Raw genomic sequence first — 15,380 nt, 5'->3', positions numbered from 1 at the left:
GAATAGATGCGCCAGCGCCAGGCCGGCGCGGACTGCGGACGCGGCGGCGCCGATGTGACCAGCGGCGAAGCGCGCGGCGCGCGGCCGTGGCGATGGTCCTTGCAAGCGCTTCATCAGATCGCCGGTATTGATGCCCACCGGACAGCGCGTCGCGCACATGCCGGTGGCGGCGCAGGTGTCGATGGCGCGGTAGCGGAAATCGGCGCGCAGCGCGGCCAGCTCTTCCGCAGCGCCGCCGTCGCGGCTCAGTTGCTGGATGCGGCGCCAGGCGACGATGCGCTGGCGCGGGCTCAGCGTCAGTCCGTGCGACGGACAGGCCGCCTCGCAAAAGCCGCATTCGATGCAGCGGTCGACGATGGGATCGGCCGCAGGCAAGGGCTTGAGGTTTTCCAGGTGCAACCGCTCGTTGTCGGTGATGATCACGCCGGGATTGAGCAGGCCGTCCGGATCAAACAAAGCCTTGATGCGGCGCATGATGTTCCAGGCGGCGTCGCCCCACTCCTGGCGCACAAAGGGCGCGACATTGCGGCCGGTGCCGTGCTCGGCCTTCAGCGAGCCGTCGTATTCGCCGGCCACCAGCGCGCTGACGTCCTGCATGAAGGCGTCGTAGCGCGCCACCTCCCGCTCGCTGTCGAAACTGGGCGCGAACACGAAATGCAGATTGCCGTCCAAGGCGTGGCCGAACAACAAGGCCTCGTGATAGCCGTGGCGGTCGAACAAGGCGGTCAGCCTGGCCACGCCGTCGGCCAGCTGCGGAATTGGGAAAGCCACGTCCTCGATCACCACGGTGCTGCCCAACGGCCGCACCGCGCCCACCGCAGGAAACAGGCCCTTGCGCAAGGCCCAATAGCTGTCGCAGACCGCGGCCTCGCGGCTAAAGCCGCTGGACAGGCGCGGCGCGAAACCGGCCAGCAGTTGGTCTATCGCCGCGCAATGGCGCTCCAGTTCCGCCTCGGAACCGGCGCGCGCCTCGATCAGCAAACAGGCCTCCTCCGGGCCGAACGGCCGCGCCAGGAAATCCGGCAGCCCCGGCTTGCCGTGCAAGGCGCGCAGGCTGCGGCTGTCTATCAGTTCCACCGCCGCCACGCCGTGGGCGGCCGCGGCCGCGCTCAGCGCCGACACCGCGCGGCAGCACGGCTCCAGCGCGTCGAACAGCAGCAAGGCCGAGGCCTTGTGCGGATGCTCGATCACGCTGTGAAAAGTGATTTCGCTGATGAAGCCCAGCGTGCCCTCGGAGCCGATCAGCACATGGCTGAGCATGTCCACCGGGTCGTCGAAATCCAGCAAGGCGTTGATGCCGTAGCCGGTGGTGTTCTTCAGCCGGTATTTGCGGCGCACCCGCTCAGCCAGCGCCGCGTCGGCGCGCAGTTCGGCCGCCAGGCCGGACAAGCCGGCCAGCAGCGCGGCGTGGGACTGGCGGAAAGCCGCCACGCTGGCGGCGTCGCCGGTATCCAGCGCCGCGCCGTCCAGCAGCAACAGACGCATCGCCGCCAGCGTGTGATAACTGTTGTCGCGGGTGCCGCAGCACATGCCGCTGGAGTTGTTGGCGGCGATGCCGCCGATCTTGGCGCTATTGATCGACGCCGGGTCAGGGCCGATCTTGCGGCCGTAAGGCGCCAGCAAGGCGTTGGCGTGGCTGCCTATCATCGCCGGCCCCAGCCGGACGCGCGCGCCGTCGTCCAATACCTGGCCATGATTGAAGCCATCGCCCAGCAAGACCAGCACCGAATCGCTGACCGCCTGGCCGGACAAACTGGTGCCGGCGGCGCGGAAGGTCAACGCCACCCGGTGACGGCGCGCCAACGCCAGGATGGCCGCCACTTCCGCCTCGCTGTCGACGCGGGCGACGATTTGCGGCCGCAGCCGGTAGAAACTGGCGTCGGTGCCGTAAGCCAGCGTGGACAGCGGGTCGGTGTAAATGCGCGCCGCCGGCATCGCCGCCAGCAAATCCTTATGGAAAGCCTGATGCGCCGGGCTCATGCTCATGGCCGCTCCCCGGCGGCGCTGCGCGCTTCGCGTTCGCGCACCAGCTCGTGCAGGGTCTTGGGCGCCGGCGTCAGCGGCGCGTGGTTCTGGGTCCAGCCCAACTGGCCGCCGGCCGCGAGCTTGCGCAGCCGGGTGGCGCCCCAGCCGAACCAGCGGTATAGCCGCGGCGAGGCGTTGACCTGGCGCCAGCCCTTCCAGGCCAGCCGCTCCGCCGCGCTCGCCGCCGCGCCCTGGCCGCGCAGCGGATGGCTGACCGCCTCCTCGGCCGGGCGCTGGCTCTCCTCGCGCAGCCGCATCAGCATCTCGGGGATGGGGATCTTCACCGGGCAGACCTCGCCGCAAGCGCCGCACAAGCTGGAAGCGGTGGGCAGATCGCGGGTGTTTTCCAGGCCCAGCAGATGCGGCGAGATGATTTCGCCTATCGGCCCCGGATAGGTGGTGCCGTAAGCGTGGCCGCCGATGCGGGCGTAGACCGGGCAATGATTCATGCAGGCGCCGCAGCGTATGCATTGCAGCGTCTTGCGCAATTGCGCGTCGGCGTAGGCCTGGCTGCGGCCGTTGTCCAGCAGCACCAGATGCACTTCGCGCGGGCCGTCTTTTTCGCCGGCGCGGCGCGGACCGCTGATCATATTGAAATAGGTGGTGATGGGCTGGCCGATGGCGGAGCGGGTCAGCAGGCTATACAAGGGCGGCACGTCGGCCAGCTTCTCCACCACTTTCTCGATGCCGGTGATGGCGATGTGCAGGTCCGGCACCGTGGTGCACATGCGACCGTTGCCCTCGTTCTCCACCAGGCACAGCGTGCCGGTTTCCGCCACCGCGAAGTTGACGCCGGACAAGCCGACGTCGGCGTCCAGATAGAGCCGACGCAGCGCGCCACGGCCTATCTGTATCAGCTCGTCCACGTCCTCGGTGTAGGGCGTATCCGGCAGCTTGTCGTGGAATAAGCGCGCGATGTCGGCCTTGGTCTTGTGTATCGCCGGCATGATGATGTGGGTGGGCTTTTCGCCGGCCAGTTGCACGATGTACTCGCCCATATCGCTTTCCACCGCGGTGACGCCGCGCGCTTCCAGATAATGGTTGAGTTCGATCTCCTCGCTGACCATGGACTTGCCCTTGACCATCAAGCGGCCGGAACGCGCCTCTACCAAGCCGTGGATGATGCGATTGGCCTCGTCCGCGGTCTCGGCCCAATGCACTTGCACGCCGTTGGCGCTCAGCCGCGCCTCCAACTGCTCCAGCAAGTCCGGCAGCCGCGACAGACAACGCTGGCGGATGGCTTCGCCCAATGCGCGCAAGGCGTCCAGTTCCGCCGGATCGTCGAAGGCAGACAAGCGCTTGGCCATCAGGAAATCCATCGCCCCGCGCAGGCTGTGGCGCAGTTCGCCGTCGGCCAGCGCCGCGCGCGCCTGCTGCTTGAATTGGCGCGACGGATAAAGCTCGATCTTGTGCTCGCTCATGGTCGGGCCTCCTCCATCTGCTCCAGCTGCGCCGGATCGATGTGCTCGGGCAGTTGCGCCAGCACCAGCAGTTCGCGCGGGCCGTGCGCGCCGTAGGCCAACGTCAGTTGGATGTCGGCGGTCTTGGACGGGCCGGAAATCAGCAAGGCGTTGCTGGGCATGCCGTCGCTCCAGTGTTCGCAACGCATCGCGCTATAGAAATCGGGATAAAGCGTGGCGGTGTCGAACAGGACGATGTGCAGCGGCGGCACCAGGCTCATGGTTCGCGGCTCCTGAGCGTCCGGCCACAGCACCAGGGTGCCGGTGGCGGCGATGCCGCAGCGCGCCGTGGTGAACGCGGCCTCGATCTGGAACAGCTCGGCCTTCCAGTCGTCGACGGCGCGGTCGAAGAAACGCAGCGCCGGCGGCGTCGGCAAGCCTTGCAGCGCCGCCTCGGCGCGGCGGCCGTGCGCAGTGTCGGACAACAGCATGGAGACCGGCCGCCGCTGCGCGATCCACACCGCCAGCCGGGTGTGCCAGTCGTCGGCGCGCACCCACAGCACCTCGGTCTTCACCGCCCGCATCGCCCGCGCCCAGCCGCGCAAGGCATCCAGGCTGTGCTGCGGCGGCGCGAAGCGCCGGAAATGCGCGTCCAGCTCCGGCCGCGGCAGCTCCTCGCGCGGCGCGGCGCGCAACTTGGCCAGGATGGCGTCGCGGGCGCTCATGCCTTGCCCCCCACCCGCTCCAGCAGAAAGCTAGCCAGATGCCGGCCCTGAAACGCCCTGCCCTCCTTGGCCAGCTTGCCGTTGATATTGAGCAGACAGCCGCCGTCCGCGGTGATGAACTCCACCGCGCCGCTGTCCCGCAGCGCGGCGGCCTTGTCCGTCACCATCGCCCCGGCGATGTCAGGATGCTTGATCGAAAAAGTGCCGCCGAAACCGCAGCACTCGGATTCATGGTCGTGCACCACCCGTTCCACATTGGCCAGCCGCTCCAGCAAGGCCCAACAGGACAGATGCACATTCATTTCGCGGCGGGCGGAACAGGAGGTATGCACCGCCACCTTCACCTTGGGCCCCTGGTCTTGCGGCCGCCAGTCCAGATGGTTGAGCAGGAAATCGCTGAACTCCACCACTCGCGCGGCCACCGCGCAGGCGCGCGCCTCGTCCGGCTGGCCGGCGAACAGCTTGGGCCAATGGTGCTTGATCATGCCGCCGCAGGAACCGGACGGCACCACGATGGGCCAATCCTCGGCGAAACAGTCCAGCTGCGCCCGCGCCACCGCCAGCGCCTCCGCCGGATGGCCGCTGGTATAGGCCGGCTGGCCGCAGCAGCTCTGCTGCTGCGGAAAGTGCACCCGCAAGCCCAGCCCTTCCAGCAAGGCGATGGCGTCGACACCGGCCTGAGGCAAAAACAGGTCGAGCAGGCAGGTGCCGAACAAATAAACGTTGGCAGGCTTCATCCGGTTTCCTTTGTAAATTGGTAAGACCAATTATTTTTATCAAAACAACTCTAGAGTGATTGCTTGAATCCGTCAATATGACAGCGCGGATTCCCGCGCCGGCTGTGGTAAGCTGCACTCACTCTGGTCTGACCAATTTTTCCGAAGCGACAAGCCCGGCGCCATGGCCTATCCCAAACTGAACATCCCCAAGCTCTCCGACGTCATCGTCGAACAACTGGAAAAACGCATCCTGGACGGCGTGCTCAAGCCGGGAGATCGCCTGCCGCCGGAACGGCAGCTGGCCGAGGAGTTCGGCGTGTCCCGTCCCTCGCTGCGCGAGGCGATTCAGCAACTGGCGTCGCGCGGCCTGCTCAGCAGCCGCCAGGGCGGCGGCACCTGGGTGACGGACCGGCTGGAGACCGCCTTTTCCGACCCCTGGGAAAAACTGCTGAACCAGCATCAGGATCTGCATGGAGACTTGTTGGAGTTCAGACGGGTGCTGGAAGGCGCGGCCGCGCGCGGCGCGGCCACCCGCGCCACGCCGGCCGATCTACTGCGCCTGGAACATTGCGTGGACCAATTGCAGAACGCCTACGATGGCGGCGACCTGGTCCAGCAGGCGCAGGCCGATGTGCGTTTTCACCAGGCAGTGGCCGAGGCTTCGCACAATGTGTTGTTCGCCCACCTGAGCGGCAGCCTGCTGGCCATGCTGCACCGGCACGTCAAGGACAATATCGCCGACTTGTTCGCGGTGGGCGAAGTGGCGGAAGAACTACGCGCTCAGCATTTGGCCATCTGGGAGGCTATTCGCGACAAACAGCCGGACGCCGCGCAACAGGCGGTGGAAACCCATCTGGACTTCGTCGCCACCACGCTGCGCACGCAGCAGCGGCAGGCCGAGCGCGATGCCAAGGCGCGGCTACGCTTGGAACAGCTGGACCTGCCCTGAGCGAGAAATCCAAGCCCCCGGCCAACCGCCCTTAGAACCTGTTCATAGTCTGCTGCGCTTCGTGAGACGTGGCACGGTGAGTACCGCTTCGAAAGGCTCATCTACCACGTGTACATTCCGCTTTCTCAGCCGCAACGCCATGTCTCGCTCTTGCTCGCGAGACTTTGAACAGGCGCTTAGTTCAGGACACAAGCGAGAACCGCCCACGCCGCTTGGAGCCGGTTCAAAGTCGCCCCGCCCGCGGCGGGATATGCAACGGCTCAGCGGGCACTGGCGCTCTCGCGAGCCAGCGCGAGACCAGATGCGGCGGCGGAGCATCCAAAGCCGCACTCACCGCGCCACAATTCGCGACGCGCAGCGTATCGTGATCCGCGGCTTAGCCGGCGTTGATTTTTTTCTGCCTTTTGATGGCGAATTTTTCCCTATCCTCGCCGCGCGCTTCCGCCTCGACCAGCCAAACCGGCGGCCGGCCGCGGCCGGACCAGGTCTGATGCGGCATCGCCGGGTTCTGATACTTGGGCGTCACGCCGTTCTTGGCGTACAGCTTGGGCAGAATCAAGCCGTAAGCCGTGGCCAGCCGTTCGATTTCCTCTATGCCTTTTTGCTGGCGCAGCTGAATGCGATCCGTCAGCGTATTCAACAGAAAAACCGCCGCGTCCTTCAGCGTTTGGTCCGAGCATGAAACCAGCAGTTCCTCGTTGATCAGCACCTTCTTATCCATAACACCTCCTTAAGCATGCCAAGCCGCCGGCCTTCTCCAGCCGGCTGTTGTCATTGCAAGCCCATGTCTACGCCATACATCGTTGCAGCCGCTTTTCAGCAGACATTAACGCCCGTCCATGCACTAAAACTTTGTGCGAATATCGGGCCTGAACTGTTTTTGATTATTTTATCCTTTACTCCCCAATGACTTGGAATAGGAAAATCCTTATTTTTCCAAGAAAAATACGCTGGCCTAGCGCGCGCCCATCGCCCCGCGATGATTGGGGCGAAACATCGGCGAGGATGGCTGTCCGCAAACAGGAAAAAATCAAAAAACGCCGTTTTCAGGCCGGATATTCTCGGAATCGTCCAAAGGCGCATTCTTCCCGCCGCCGGGCTCTGAAAATATTTTTCAAAAAACCTTGCGCGGCCGGAAAAGCCTAGGTATAGTTCGCTTCCTGTCGAGACCGAAGGGTCCCGAGAGAAGCCCGGAAGGGTGCAGTATCTGTGGGGGTATAGCTCAGTTGGGAGAGCGCTTGCATGGCATGCAAGAGGTCAGCGGTTCGATCCCGCTTACCTCCACCAAAATTCAGTCCCCATCGTCTAGAGGCCTAGGACATCGCCCTTTCACGGCGGTAACCGGGGTTCGAATCCCCGTGGGGACGCCAGCATACCGGGGGTATAGCTCAGCTGGGAGAGCGCTTGCATGGCATGCAAGAGGTCAGCGGTTCGATCCCGCTTATCTCCACCAAATATAAAAGCCGAAATCGAAAGATTTCGGCTTTTATTCATTTCATCGCCAGTCATCGCCATCTCTTCATGATGCCGCCGCCCCGTTCCCCGCCAACCTGAATTCATTCTTGCCCGCGCGCTTGGCCTCATACATGGCCCGATCCGCCGCATGCAGCAAGTCGGCGGGCTCCCCACCGCTATCGGGGAAAAAGGCCACGCCTATGCTGGCCGACACCGTGCAGACACCAACGCTCAAGGCCACGGGCCGCGCCAGCATCGCCAGCAGACGCCGCACCATCACGCCACAGGCATCGCCCCGCTCCAGACCCGGCGCCACCACCAGGAACTCATCCCCGCCCAAGCGCACCACCACATCCTCGGCGCGCACATGCTGACGCAAGCGCTCCGCCACCTCCACCAGCAAGGCATCGCCGGCCTCGTGACCCCAATCGTCGTTCACCGACTTGAAGCCATCCAGATCAATGAACAGCAACGCAATGCATTCATTGCGCCGCTTGGCCCTGGCGATCTCCTTTTCCAATTCCACCTGCAGAAAATGGCGATTGCCCAAGCCGGTCAGTTGATCGTGATACGCCAGGAAATGGATATGCGCCTCCGCCGCGCGGATCGCCGAAATATCCGAGATCGCCAGCACATAATGACTAACCTTGCCCTCGGCATCGCGCACCACAGACGCATGCTGCCAGCATGGGAAGGTTTCATTGCGCCGCCGGCACAACACCTCGCCCTGCCAGAATCGACGCTCCCCCTCCAGGCGGCGATAGAAACCCTCGTCATGCGGCTCCACATGCAGACACTCGTCCGGATCGCGCCCCAGGGCGGACTCCGCGCTCAAACCGGTCAAGCGATAGAAGGACTCGTTCGCCGACACGATGCGCCGCAGATGGTCCAACACCAGAATGCCTTCCGCGCTGGCCTGAAACACCACGCTGGCCTGACGCAGACTGGCGGCGTTCAAATGCGCCTCGGTCACATCCCGCGCCACCCCCACCCAGCGCGCCGGCTCGCCCTTGGCGGCGAAATTGCGACCGCACAACTCCACCCAGCGCCCCACGCCATCCCTACCCACTCGCACCGTGCGCTGCAACACCTGGCATACCTCCAGCTCGCGGGACAGCTCCATCGCCTCGGCCTCAGCCAAGCCTGGCAAGCCCAGCGCCTCGCCGCCAGCGGAGGCAAACGGAAACGCATCCGGGAACTCGCGCTCCCACTCCATCCTGCCCTCCACCCCACTCCACTCCCACACCCCCAGCCGCGCCGCCTCCACCGCCATGCGCAAGCGGCGGCGCTGACGCTCCTCCTCGCGCTCCGCCCTGCGCCGCGCCAGCCCCATGCGCACCGATGCGTTCAACTCACGCAACTGGTAGGGCTTCAATAAATAACCGTAAGGCGCGCTGCTCTCCGCATTACGCAGCATGTCCTCCTCGGCATAGGCGGTCAGGAAGATGGACGGGATCTGAAAACGCTCGCGAATCACCCGCGCCGCCTCGGTGCCCGGCACATCGCCATCCAGATGAATATCCATCAGCACCAAGTCCGGTCGCAGCGCTTCGGCACTGCGCACCGCGTCGTCGGCATTTGCGCACACGCCAAGCACCCGGTAGCCCAACGATTCCAAACTGGTGCGCAAATCCAGCGCCACCACGCCCTCATCCTCGACAATCAACAATCCATTGCCAATGCTCATTCCTGGCTCTCCGGCTCATCGCTGAACGCGATTTCCACGCAGGCGCCGCCCGCCTCCGGCCGCAACAGACTGGCGACCCCCTTCAATTGCCCCACCAGGATGGGAATCAGACGAAAGCCCAACGAGCTGACCTCCCCCAGCTTGACCGACTCAGGAATGCCGACACCGTCATCCGACACCAGAATCCGGCACCCCCCGTCCTCGCTCCGCTCCAAAGCCACCTCCACCGTGCCGTGCCGCCCGGGAAAGGCGTGCTTGAGCGCATTGGTCACCAGCTCGTTCACCAACAGACCACAGGGAATCGCCCGTTGCATGCCAAGGTATACCGCCACCTCCATGCCGCGGCAGCGCACGCGCACCCCGCTTTCAGACGCACTGCCACTCAGAAGCTGAGTCAGCCGTTCCAGATAAAGTCCAACGTGGATGCGGGAGAAATCGCCGTGCTCGTACAGCAATTGATGGATCAGCGCCATCGCGCGGACGTGGTTCTGACATTCCACCAACACCGTTACCGCCTCCGGCGGCGCCGAACGCGTTTGCAGATTCAACAGACTGGAAATCACTTGCAGATTGTTCTTGACCCGATGATGCACCTCGTTGAGCAAGGCGGTCTTTTCCTTCAAGGCCAGCTCCAGGCTGGCCTGCGCCGCCTTGCGCGCGCTGATGTCGGTAATGGTGGCCAGCACCTGCACCTCTTCGTCATTGCGCACCGGGGTCAGGCCGATTTCCGCCGGAAACTCGCCACCATCGCGGCGCTGACCGAAAATCTCCTGCTGCCGCGCCATCTCCCGCGCTTCCGGATGGCGCATATAGCTCTCCATCAAACGGCCATGGCCATCGCGAAACCGCTCCGGCACCAGGCTGGCAATCATCATGCCCTCCATGCCGACGCCCTCGTAGTCGAACATCACTTCGGCGCGATGATTCGCCATCAGGATGCAACCACCCTGATCTATCATCACCAGGCCATCCAGCGCCGAATCCACCACCATGCGCAAGCGGGCCTCACCCTCGCCGCGCAGGCGCTCGGCCAAGCGCTCGCCAGCCACGTCGCGCACCACCGCCACCACGCCCACCACCTCCGCCGCCACGGAATACGGCAAATAACTGATCTGCCACTCCCGCTGCGCCACCCTGCCGCCGGCGTCCACCCAGGAGTTGACGCAAAAATCGATCACCGGCTCGCCGCTGGCGATGACTTGGCGCATCAAGGATTCCAGAAACTCGCCTATCTGCGGCAACACCTCCGCCACGCGCCGCCCGAGATGATCGGCACAAGGCAGGCCATTGGCCTCGGCCAGACGCTCATTGATCAATCGATAGCGCATTCCCCCGTCTATCAGCGCCACCCCCACCGGAACCGCTTCCAGCACATTGGACAACACCTGTTCGATGCAACCCAGCGCGCCGCCTTCGTCCATCAGGGACCCAGCCACCCAGCCTCCTCGCTCCGCCCCGCCTCGCGCGCGAACGACGCGCAGACATTGCAAGCAGGGCGATAAACTTGTTACCAGTTTGTGTTATATGACGAATGGAATGGGAAACATACTGTTAAAATTGCTTAGAACCCGCTCAAAATCTCGCGAGCTAGATCAAGACAAGGCGAAAACGAGCGAAAAAGCGGAATGTACGCGTGACACATGAGCATTTTGAGCTTGCACCCACCGAGAAGGCTTCACCAAGCGCGGCAGATCGTAAACAGGTTCTTAGAGCCCGCCCTCGACCCCGCAAGCCGAGCCAGCCTAGATGAGAGCGAAAAAGACACCAGACCCGCTGGCGTTGCGCGTGCGCGCGAAAAGGAAATGCAAAAAGGCCACGCATTGCGTGGCCTTCGAATCTTGGCTCCCCGAGCAGGGCTCGAACCTGCGACCTGCGGATTAACAGTCCGTCGCTCTACCAACTGAGCTATCAGGGAATATCTCTTGCGAGAGAGGGGTATATTACCCCAGCGCCAAAAAAGCGTCAACGCCTGGGGCGCGAAAACTTCGCGCCCCAGACATTAGCGCAATCACGGATTGCGCGTTTCCACCTGCACCAGCGCAGCTGGAGCCGCATCTTGCTGAGCCTGACGCGTAACATCGCGGCGACGCGGACCTTGCTGCAATGCCGGCTCTTGCGCCACCGGCACTTCGGCCACGGCCTTGGTGGATATCATCACCAGACCGCCCAGATCCGCCGGCTCGGCGCGGGTTTCAAGCTGCACCGGCTTGGCTTCGACCTGAACCGGAGCCGGTTCCACGGCCGGCGCTTCGACGGCGGCTTCTTCCACCACCGGCTGCGGCTCGGACACAACCGCCAGCATCGGCTCGGACACAGACTGCGCCACCGGCTCGGCTTCGACCACGCTCTCGACCAGCGGCTGCTCCTGTACCGCCTCAGCCGCCACTTCCTGCTGCGGTTCGACAACAACAGCGGCCACCTCGGGCTGCGCTTCGGCAACAGCCGGGATCGGCTCGACGGCAAACGCTTGCGGCGCTTCAACCTCGGCTGCGACCGGCGCTTCCGCCACCGTTTCCAGCGGCGCGGCCACAACCGGCTCCACCACCTCGGCCGGCGCTTCCGGCGCGGCTTCTTCCACCGCAACCACGGCGGCCGTCACGGCAAGCGCGGCCACGGCCGGCACAGCGGCTTCGGCAACGCCGGCTTCCACGGCACCAGCCTCGGCCGCGCCTTCTTGAGCCGCCGGCTCATCGCGACGACGATCACGACGGCTGCGACGACGACGACGCTCATTGCGCTCCTGCTGCTCAGCGTCGACATCGGCGCGCACTTCCTCAAGCGGCTTGCCCTGCTCCAAGGCCGGCTCTTCCACTTGCGGCGCCGGGCGACGACGCGGCTCCTGCTGCTGGCGCTCCGGCTTTTCCAGCTTCTCCGGACGTTCCTGCGGCGCTTCTTCGCGCGGCTGCTGCTGACGCGGCGCGTCCTTCAGTTCGCGGGGCTCGCGAACTTCACGACCCTCACGGCCTTCACGACCATTGTCGCGCTCGCGGCGGCGACCATTGCGCGGCTGCTCGCCACGCTCCTGGCGCTCTTCGCGCTGCGGCTGCTCCTTGCGCTCCGGACGCTCCTGGCGTTCCTGACGCTCGCCGTCCTGACGCTCGGCGCGCTCGGGGCGGCGCGGCTTGGCCTCGTCCGAACCCTGGCGACGCTGCTCATGCTCGCGACGCGCCTGACCACCCGGACGACGTTCGCCATTGCGCTGGCGGTTGCCGCGCTGCTGCGACTGAGCCGCCGGCTTTTTCTTCTCCACCGGCTGAGCCACCGCTTCCGGCTCGGCGAACAGGCTCTTGATCCAGGAACCCAGCTTGCCGAACAAGCTCGGTTCCGGCGCGGCCACCTTGGCCTCCACCGACGGCGCCGGCTGCTGCGGCGTAATGCCTTTCACCGCGGCTTCCTGGCGTTCCAGCTTCGGCTTTTCATGGCCGAAGTTGGTGATCACGTCTTCTTCCTGCACTTCCACGCGCTTGTAGCTCGGCGCTTCGCCGGCTTCGGCCAGATCGTCGTGACGCACGCGCACGATCTTGTAATGCGGGGTTTCCAGATGGATGTTCGGGATCAGCACCACGTCCACGTCCAGACGCTCTTCGATCGAATGGATCTCGGAACGCTTTTCGTTGAGCAGGAAGGTGGCCACGTCCACCGGCACCTGCGCGTGAACCGCGCCGGTGTTTTCCTTCATCGCCTCTTCCTGGATGATGCGCAGGATGTGCAGCGCGGAGGATTCGGTGCCGCGGATGAATCCGATGCCGTGACAGCGCGGGCAGGTTTCGTGGCTGGTTTCGCCCAGGCTGGGCTGCAGACGCTGACGCGACAATTCCAGCAGGCCGAAACGGGACAGCTTGCCCATCTGCACGCGAGCGCGGTCATGCTTGAGCACGTCGCGCAGGCGGTTTTCCACGTCGCGCTGATTCTTGGCGCTTTCCATGTCGATGAAGTCGATCACCACCAAGCCGCCCAGGTCGCGCAAGCGCAGCTGACGGGCGATTTCCTCCGCCGCCTCCAGGTTGGTCTTGACGGCGGTTTCCTCGATGTCGGCGCCCTTGGTGGCGCGCGCGGAGTTGACGTCGATGGAAACCAGCGCTTCGGTGTGATCGATCACGATGGCGCCGCCGGACGGCAGCTGCACGCTGCGGGCGAAGGCGGTTTCGATCTGGTGTTCGATCTGGAAACGGGAGAACAGCGGCACATGATCCTTGTACAGCTTCACACGCGACAGCATGTTCGGCATCACATGGCTCATGAACTGACGGGCCTGGTCGTAGATTTCCTCGGTGTCGATCAGCACTTCGCCGATGTCCGGATGGAAATAATCGCGAATAGCGCGAATCACCAGGCTGCCTTCCTGCAGAATCAGGAACGGCGCGTTCTGAGCGCCGGCGGCGCCTTCAATCGCGCGCCACAGTTGCATCAGGTAACCCAGATCCCACTGCAGCTCTTCCAGATTGCGGCCGATGCCGGCGGTGCGAGCGATCAGGCTCATGCCGTGCGGCACTTCCAGCTGCGACAGCAGATCCTTCAGCTCCTGACGCTCCTCGCCCTCGATGCGACGCGACACGCCGCCGCCGCGCGGGTTGTTGGGCATCAGCACCAGATAACGACCGGCCAGGCTGATATAGGTGGTCAGCGCCGCGCCCTTGTTGCCGCGCTCGTCTTTTTCCACCTGGACGATGACTTCCATGCCTTCGCGCAGCACATCCTGAATGCGCGGGCGGCCGCCGTCATAGCCCTGGAAATAGGAGCGGGAGACCTCTTTGAACGGCAGGAAGCCGTGGCGTTCGGTGCCGTAATCGACGAAACAAGCCTCAAGGGAGGGCTCGATACGGGTAATCACACCCTTATAGATATTCCCCTTGCGCTGTTCCTTGCCTACGGTCTCGATATCGAGGTCGACGAGCTTTTGCCCATCGACAATAGCAACGCGAAGCTCTTCGGCCTGCGTTGCGTTGAACAACATGCGTTTCATTTACATTCCTTGCGCAGCACTCACGCAAGGGATGCAGCCAGTATTTGACGGCCCAGTGACTATTGATGGGCGCTTTCCGAAAGAAGTGTCGATGTAAAGATCGAAAAAAACAGTTTTGACAAGCCTACTTCCTGAAAATCGATCACACGCAGACCTGACTCATGTGCGCAATTGGCGCTCCGGGATCACCGGCCTACCTCGAGGGCAGGACATACAGTACAGGGGGGCTAGCATGCCGGGTCAAACTTCGCTGCAAAATTTCCTGACTGGCTTAGCATCAGGAAATGGAATACTCGTGAGTGCGTTATGCGTACAAATGCATTACCATCGCTGCTTTTCGGTGAGCGAGTTAACCTTGGCTGCAAATGTCGCGGCGGCATCAGGTCAGGGTCTGTAAATCCCTGCCGGCCGACTCCGACTTCATGCAGCAGCGCCACGCAACATGCCGTGACCTTGGCTTGACATTTTGCCGTCATCCCGGTGCAACACACCATGAGGACAGCGCCAGAAGTATAAGCAATATGACAGACATTCGCAAAGATTCCGTCTCCTTCGTCCAAGTGGACGACAGCGACGCCGGCCAACGCATAGACAACTACCTGGTGCGCCTGCTCAAAGGCGTGCCCAAAAGCCATATCTACCGCATTCTGCGCTCCGGCGAAGTGCGCGTGAACAAGGGCCGCATTGACGCCGCCTACCGGGTACAGGCCGGCGACGAACTGCGCATCCCGCCGATACGCGTCGCCGAGCGCGCGGAGAAGAACGTGCCGGCCGCCACCTTCCCGGTGGTGTACGAAGACAATGCGCTGCTGGTGATAGACAAGCCGGCCGGCGTGGCGGTGCACGGCGGCAGCGGCGTGTCCTTCGGCGTGATCGAACAACTGCGCCAAGCGCATCCGGACTGGCGCTACCTTGAACTGGTGCACCGGCTGGACCGCGAGACCTCCGGCCTGCTGATGCTGGCCAAGAAGCGCTCGGCGCTGACCAAGCTGCACGACATGATGCGCGCCAATGTGCCGGACAAGCGCTATCTGGCGCTGGGCATAGGCCAATGGCCGGACGACGCGCGCCAGGTCAAACTGCCGCTGTTCAAGTTCCACACCGCGGACGGCGAGCGCCGCGTGCGGGTCAGCGACGCCGAAAACGGCCAGTACGCGCACACCAATTTCGCGATCAAGGAGCGCTTTGCGGAATTCACGCTGGTGGAAGCCCACCTGCGCACCGGCCGCACCCATCAGATCCGCGTGCATATGCAGGCCAATGGCTGCGCGATCGCCGGCGACGAGAAATACGGCGACTTCGCGCTGAACAAGGAACTGGCCAAGCGCGGGCTGAAGCGCATGTTCCTGCACGCGCGCAGCCTGTCCCTACCCCACCCGCTGACCGGCGAGCCGTTGAAACTGGAAGCGCCGCTGCCGGCGGAACTGGAGCGCTTCCTGAAAAGCCTGAGGTCTTGA

10 protein-coding genes and 4 tRNA genes are annotated in these 15,380 nt (G+C 64.0%); 5 read left to right on the top strand and 9 right to left on the bottom strand.

Annotated features, from left to right (window positions below; translation table 11 throughout):
* The 4 genes from LQT98_RS11015 to LQT98_RS11000 form a co-directional block, all read right to left on the bottom strand.
* Positions 1-1,986 (bottom strand): FAD-binding and (Fe-S)-binding domain-containing protein (locus LQT98_RS11015; protein ID WP_231462360.1); only part of this gene is annotated, 1,986 nt, incomplete at its 3' end.
* Positions 1,983-3,446 carry a LutB/LldF family L-lactate oxidation iron-sulfur protein gene (locus LQT98_RS11010; RefSeq protein WP_231462359.1) on the bottom strand — a complete coding sequence of 488 codons (1,464 nt, stop codon included), beginning with the start codon at positions 3,444-3,446 and terminating at the stop codon, positions 1,983-1,985. The genes LQT98_RS11015 and LQT98_RS11010, both read right to left, overlap by 4 nt.
* Complete coding sequence (locus tag LQT98_RS11005; protein ID WP_231462358.1) at positions 3,443-4,150, bottom strand: LutC/YkgG family protein; 708 nt, start codon at positions 4,148-4,150, stop codon at positions 3,443-3,445. The genes LQT98_RS11010 and LQT98_RS11005 overlap by 4 nt, the downstream gene beginning before the upstream one ends.
* Positions 4,147-4,887, bottom strand: coding sequence for a (Fe-S)-binding protein (locus LQT98_RS11000; RefSeq protein ID WP_231462357.1), 741 nt, complete (start codon positions 4,885-4,887; stop codon positions 4,147-4,149). The genes LQT98_RS11005 and LQT98_RS11000 overlap by 4 nt, the downstream gene beginning before the upstream one ends.
* 163 nt (positions 4,888-5,050) lie before the next feature.
* Here LQT98_RS11000 and LQT98_RS10995 point away from each other — a divergent pair, with 163 nt between their 5' ends.
* A complete protein-coding gene (locus LQT98_RS10995; protein WP_231462356.1) occupies positions 5,051-5,818 on the top strand; it encodes an FCD domain-containing protein in 768 nt (255 codons plus the stop codon).
* A gap of 376 nt (positions 5,819-6,194) precedes the next feature.
* Here the strand turns inward: LQT98_RS10995 and LQT98_RS10990 are convergent, their stop codons facing one another.
* Positions 6,195-6,539, bottom strand: coding sequence for an H-NS histone family protein (locus tag LQT98_RS10990; RefSeq protein ID WP_053074579.1), 345 nt, complete (start codon positions 6,537-6,539; stop codon positions 6,195-6,197).
* Positions 6,540-7,029: 490 nt separating this feature from the next.
* Between LQT98_RS10990 and LQT98_RS10985 the strand changes: the two genes are divergently transcribed.
* From LQT98_RS10985 to LQT98_RS10975, 3 genes are all read left to right on the top strand, one after another.
* Positions 7,030-7,105 (top strand) — tRNA-Ala (locus LQT98_RS10985).
* A 7-nt stretch (positions 7,106-7,112) separates the two neighbouring features.
* Positions 7,113-7,188 (top strand) — tRNA-Glu (locus tag LQT98_RS10980).
* Positions 7,189-7,195: 7 nt separating this feature from the next.
* A tRNA-Ala gene (locus LQT98_RS10975) sits at positions 7,196-7,271 on the top strand.
* A 66-nt stretch (positions 7,272-7,337) separates the two neighbouring features.
* Here the strand turns inward: LQT98_RS10975 and LQT98_RS10970 are convergent.
* The 4 genes from LQT98_RS10970 to LQT98_RS10955 form a co-directional block, all read right to left on the bottom strand.
* Positions 7,338-8,960 carry a diguanylate cyclase domain-containing protein gene (locus LQT98_RS10970; RefSeq protein WP_231462355.1) on the bottom strand — a complete coding sequence of 541 codons (1,623 nt, stop codon included), beginning with the start codon at positions 8,958-8,960 and terminating at the stop codon, positions 7,338-7,340.
* Positions 8,957-10,396 carry a sensor histidine kinase gene (locus tag LQT98_RS10965; protein WP_231462354.1) on the bottom strand — a complete coding sequence of 480 codons (1,440 nt, stop codon included), beginning with the start codon at positions 10,394-10,396 and terminating at the stop codon, positions 8,957-8,959. The genes LQT98_RS10970 and LQT98_RS10965 overlap by 4 nt, the downstream gene beginning before the upstream one ends.
* Positions 10,397-10,799: 403 nt before the next feature.
* Positions 10,800-10,875, bottom strand: a tRNA-Asn gene (locus tag LQT98_RS10960).
* A 93-nt stretch (positions 10,876-10,968) separates the two neighbouring features.
* Positions 10,969-13,923 carry an Rne/Rng family ribonuclease gene (locus LQT98_RS10955; protein WP_231462353.1) on the bottom strand — a complete coding sequence of 985 codons (2,955 nt, stop codon included), beginning with the start codon at positions 13,921-13,923 and terminating at the stop codon, positions 10,969-10,971.
* 521 nt (positions 13,924-14,444) lie between these two features.
* On the opposite strand from LQT98_RS10955, the gene LQT98_RS10950 reads away from it, so the two are divergent.
* The gene (locus tag LQT98_RS10950; RefSeq protein ID WP_048409214.1) at positions 14,445-15,380 is read left to right on the top strand and encodes an RluA family pseudouridine synthase; all 936 of its coding nucleotides are present in this window, start codon (positions 14,445-14,447) and stop codon (positions 15,378-15,380) included.

Origin of the sequence: Chromobacterium aquaticum, assembly GCF_021129195.1 — a bacterium.
Taxonomy (GTDB): Bacteria; Pseudomonadota; Gammaproteobacteria; order Burkholderiales; family Chromobacteriaceae; genus Chromobacterium; species Chromobacterium aquaticum.
This window is presented reverse-complemented; position numbering and strand designations above follow the sequence as displayed.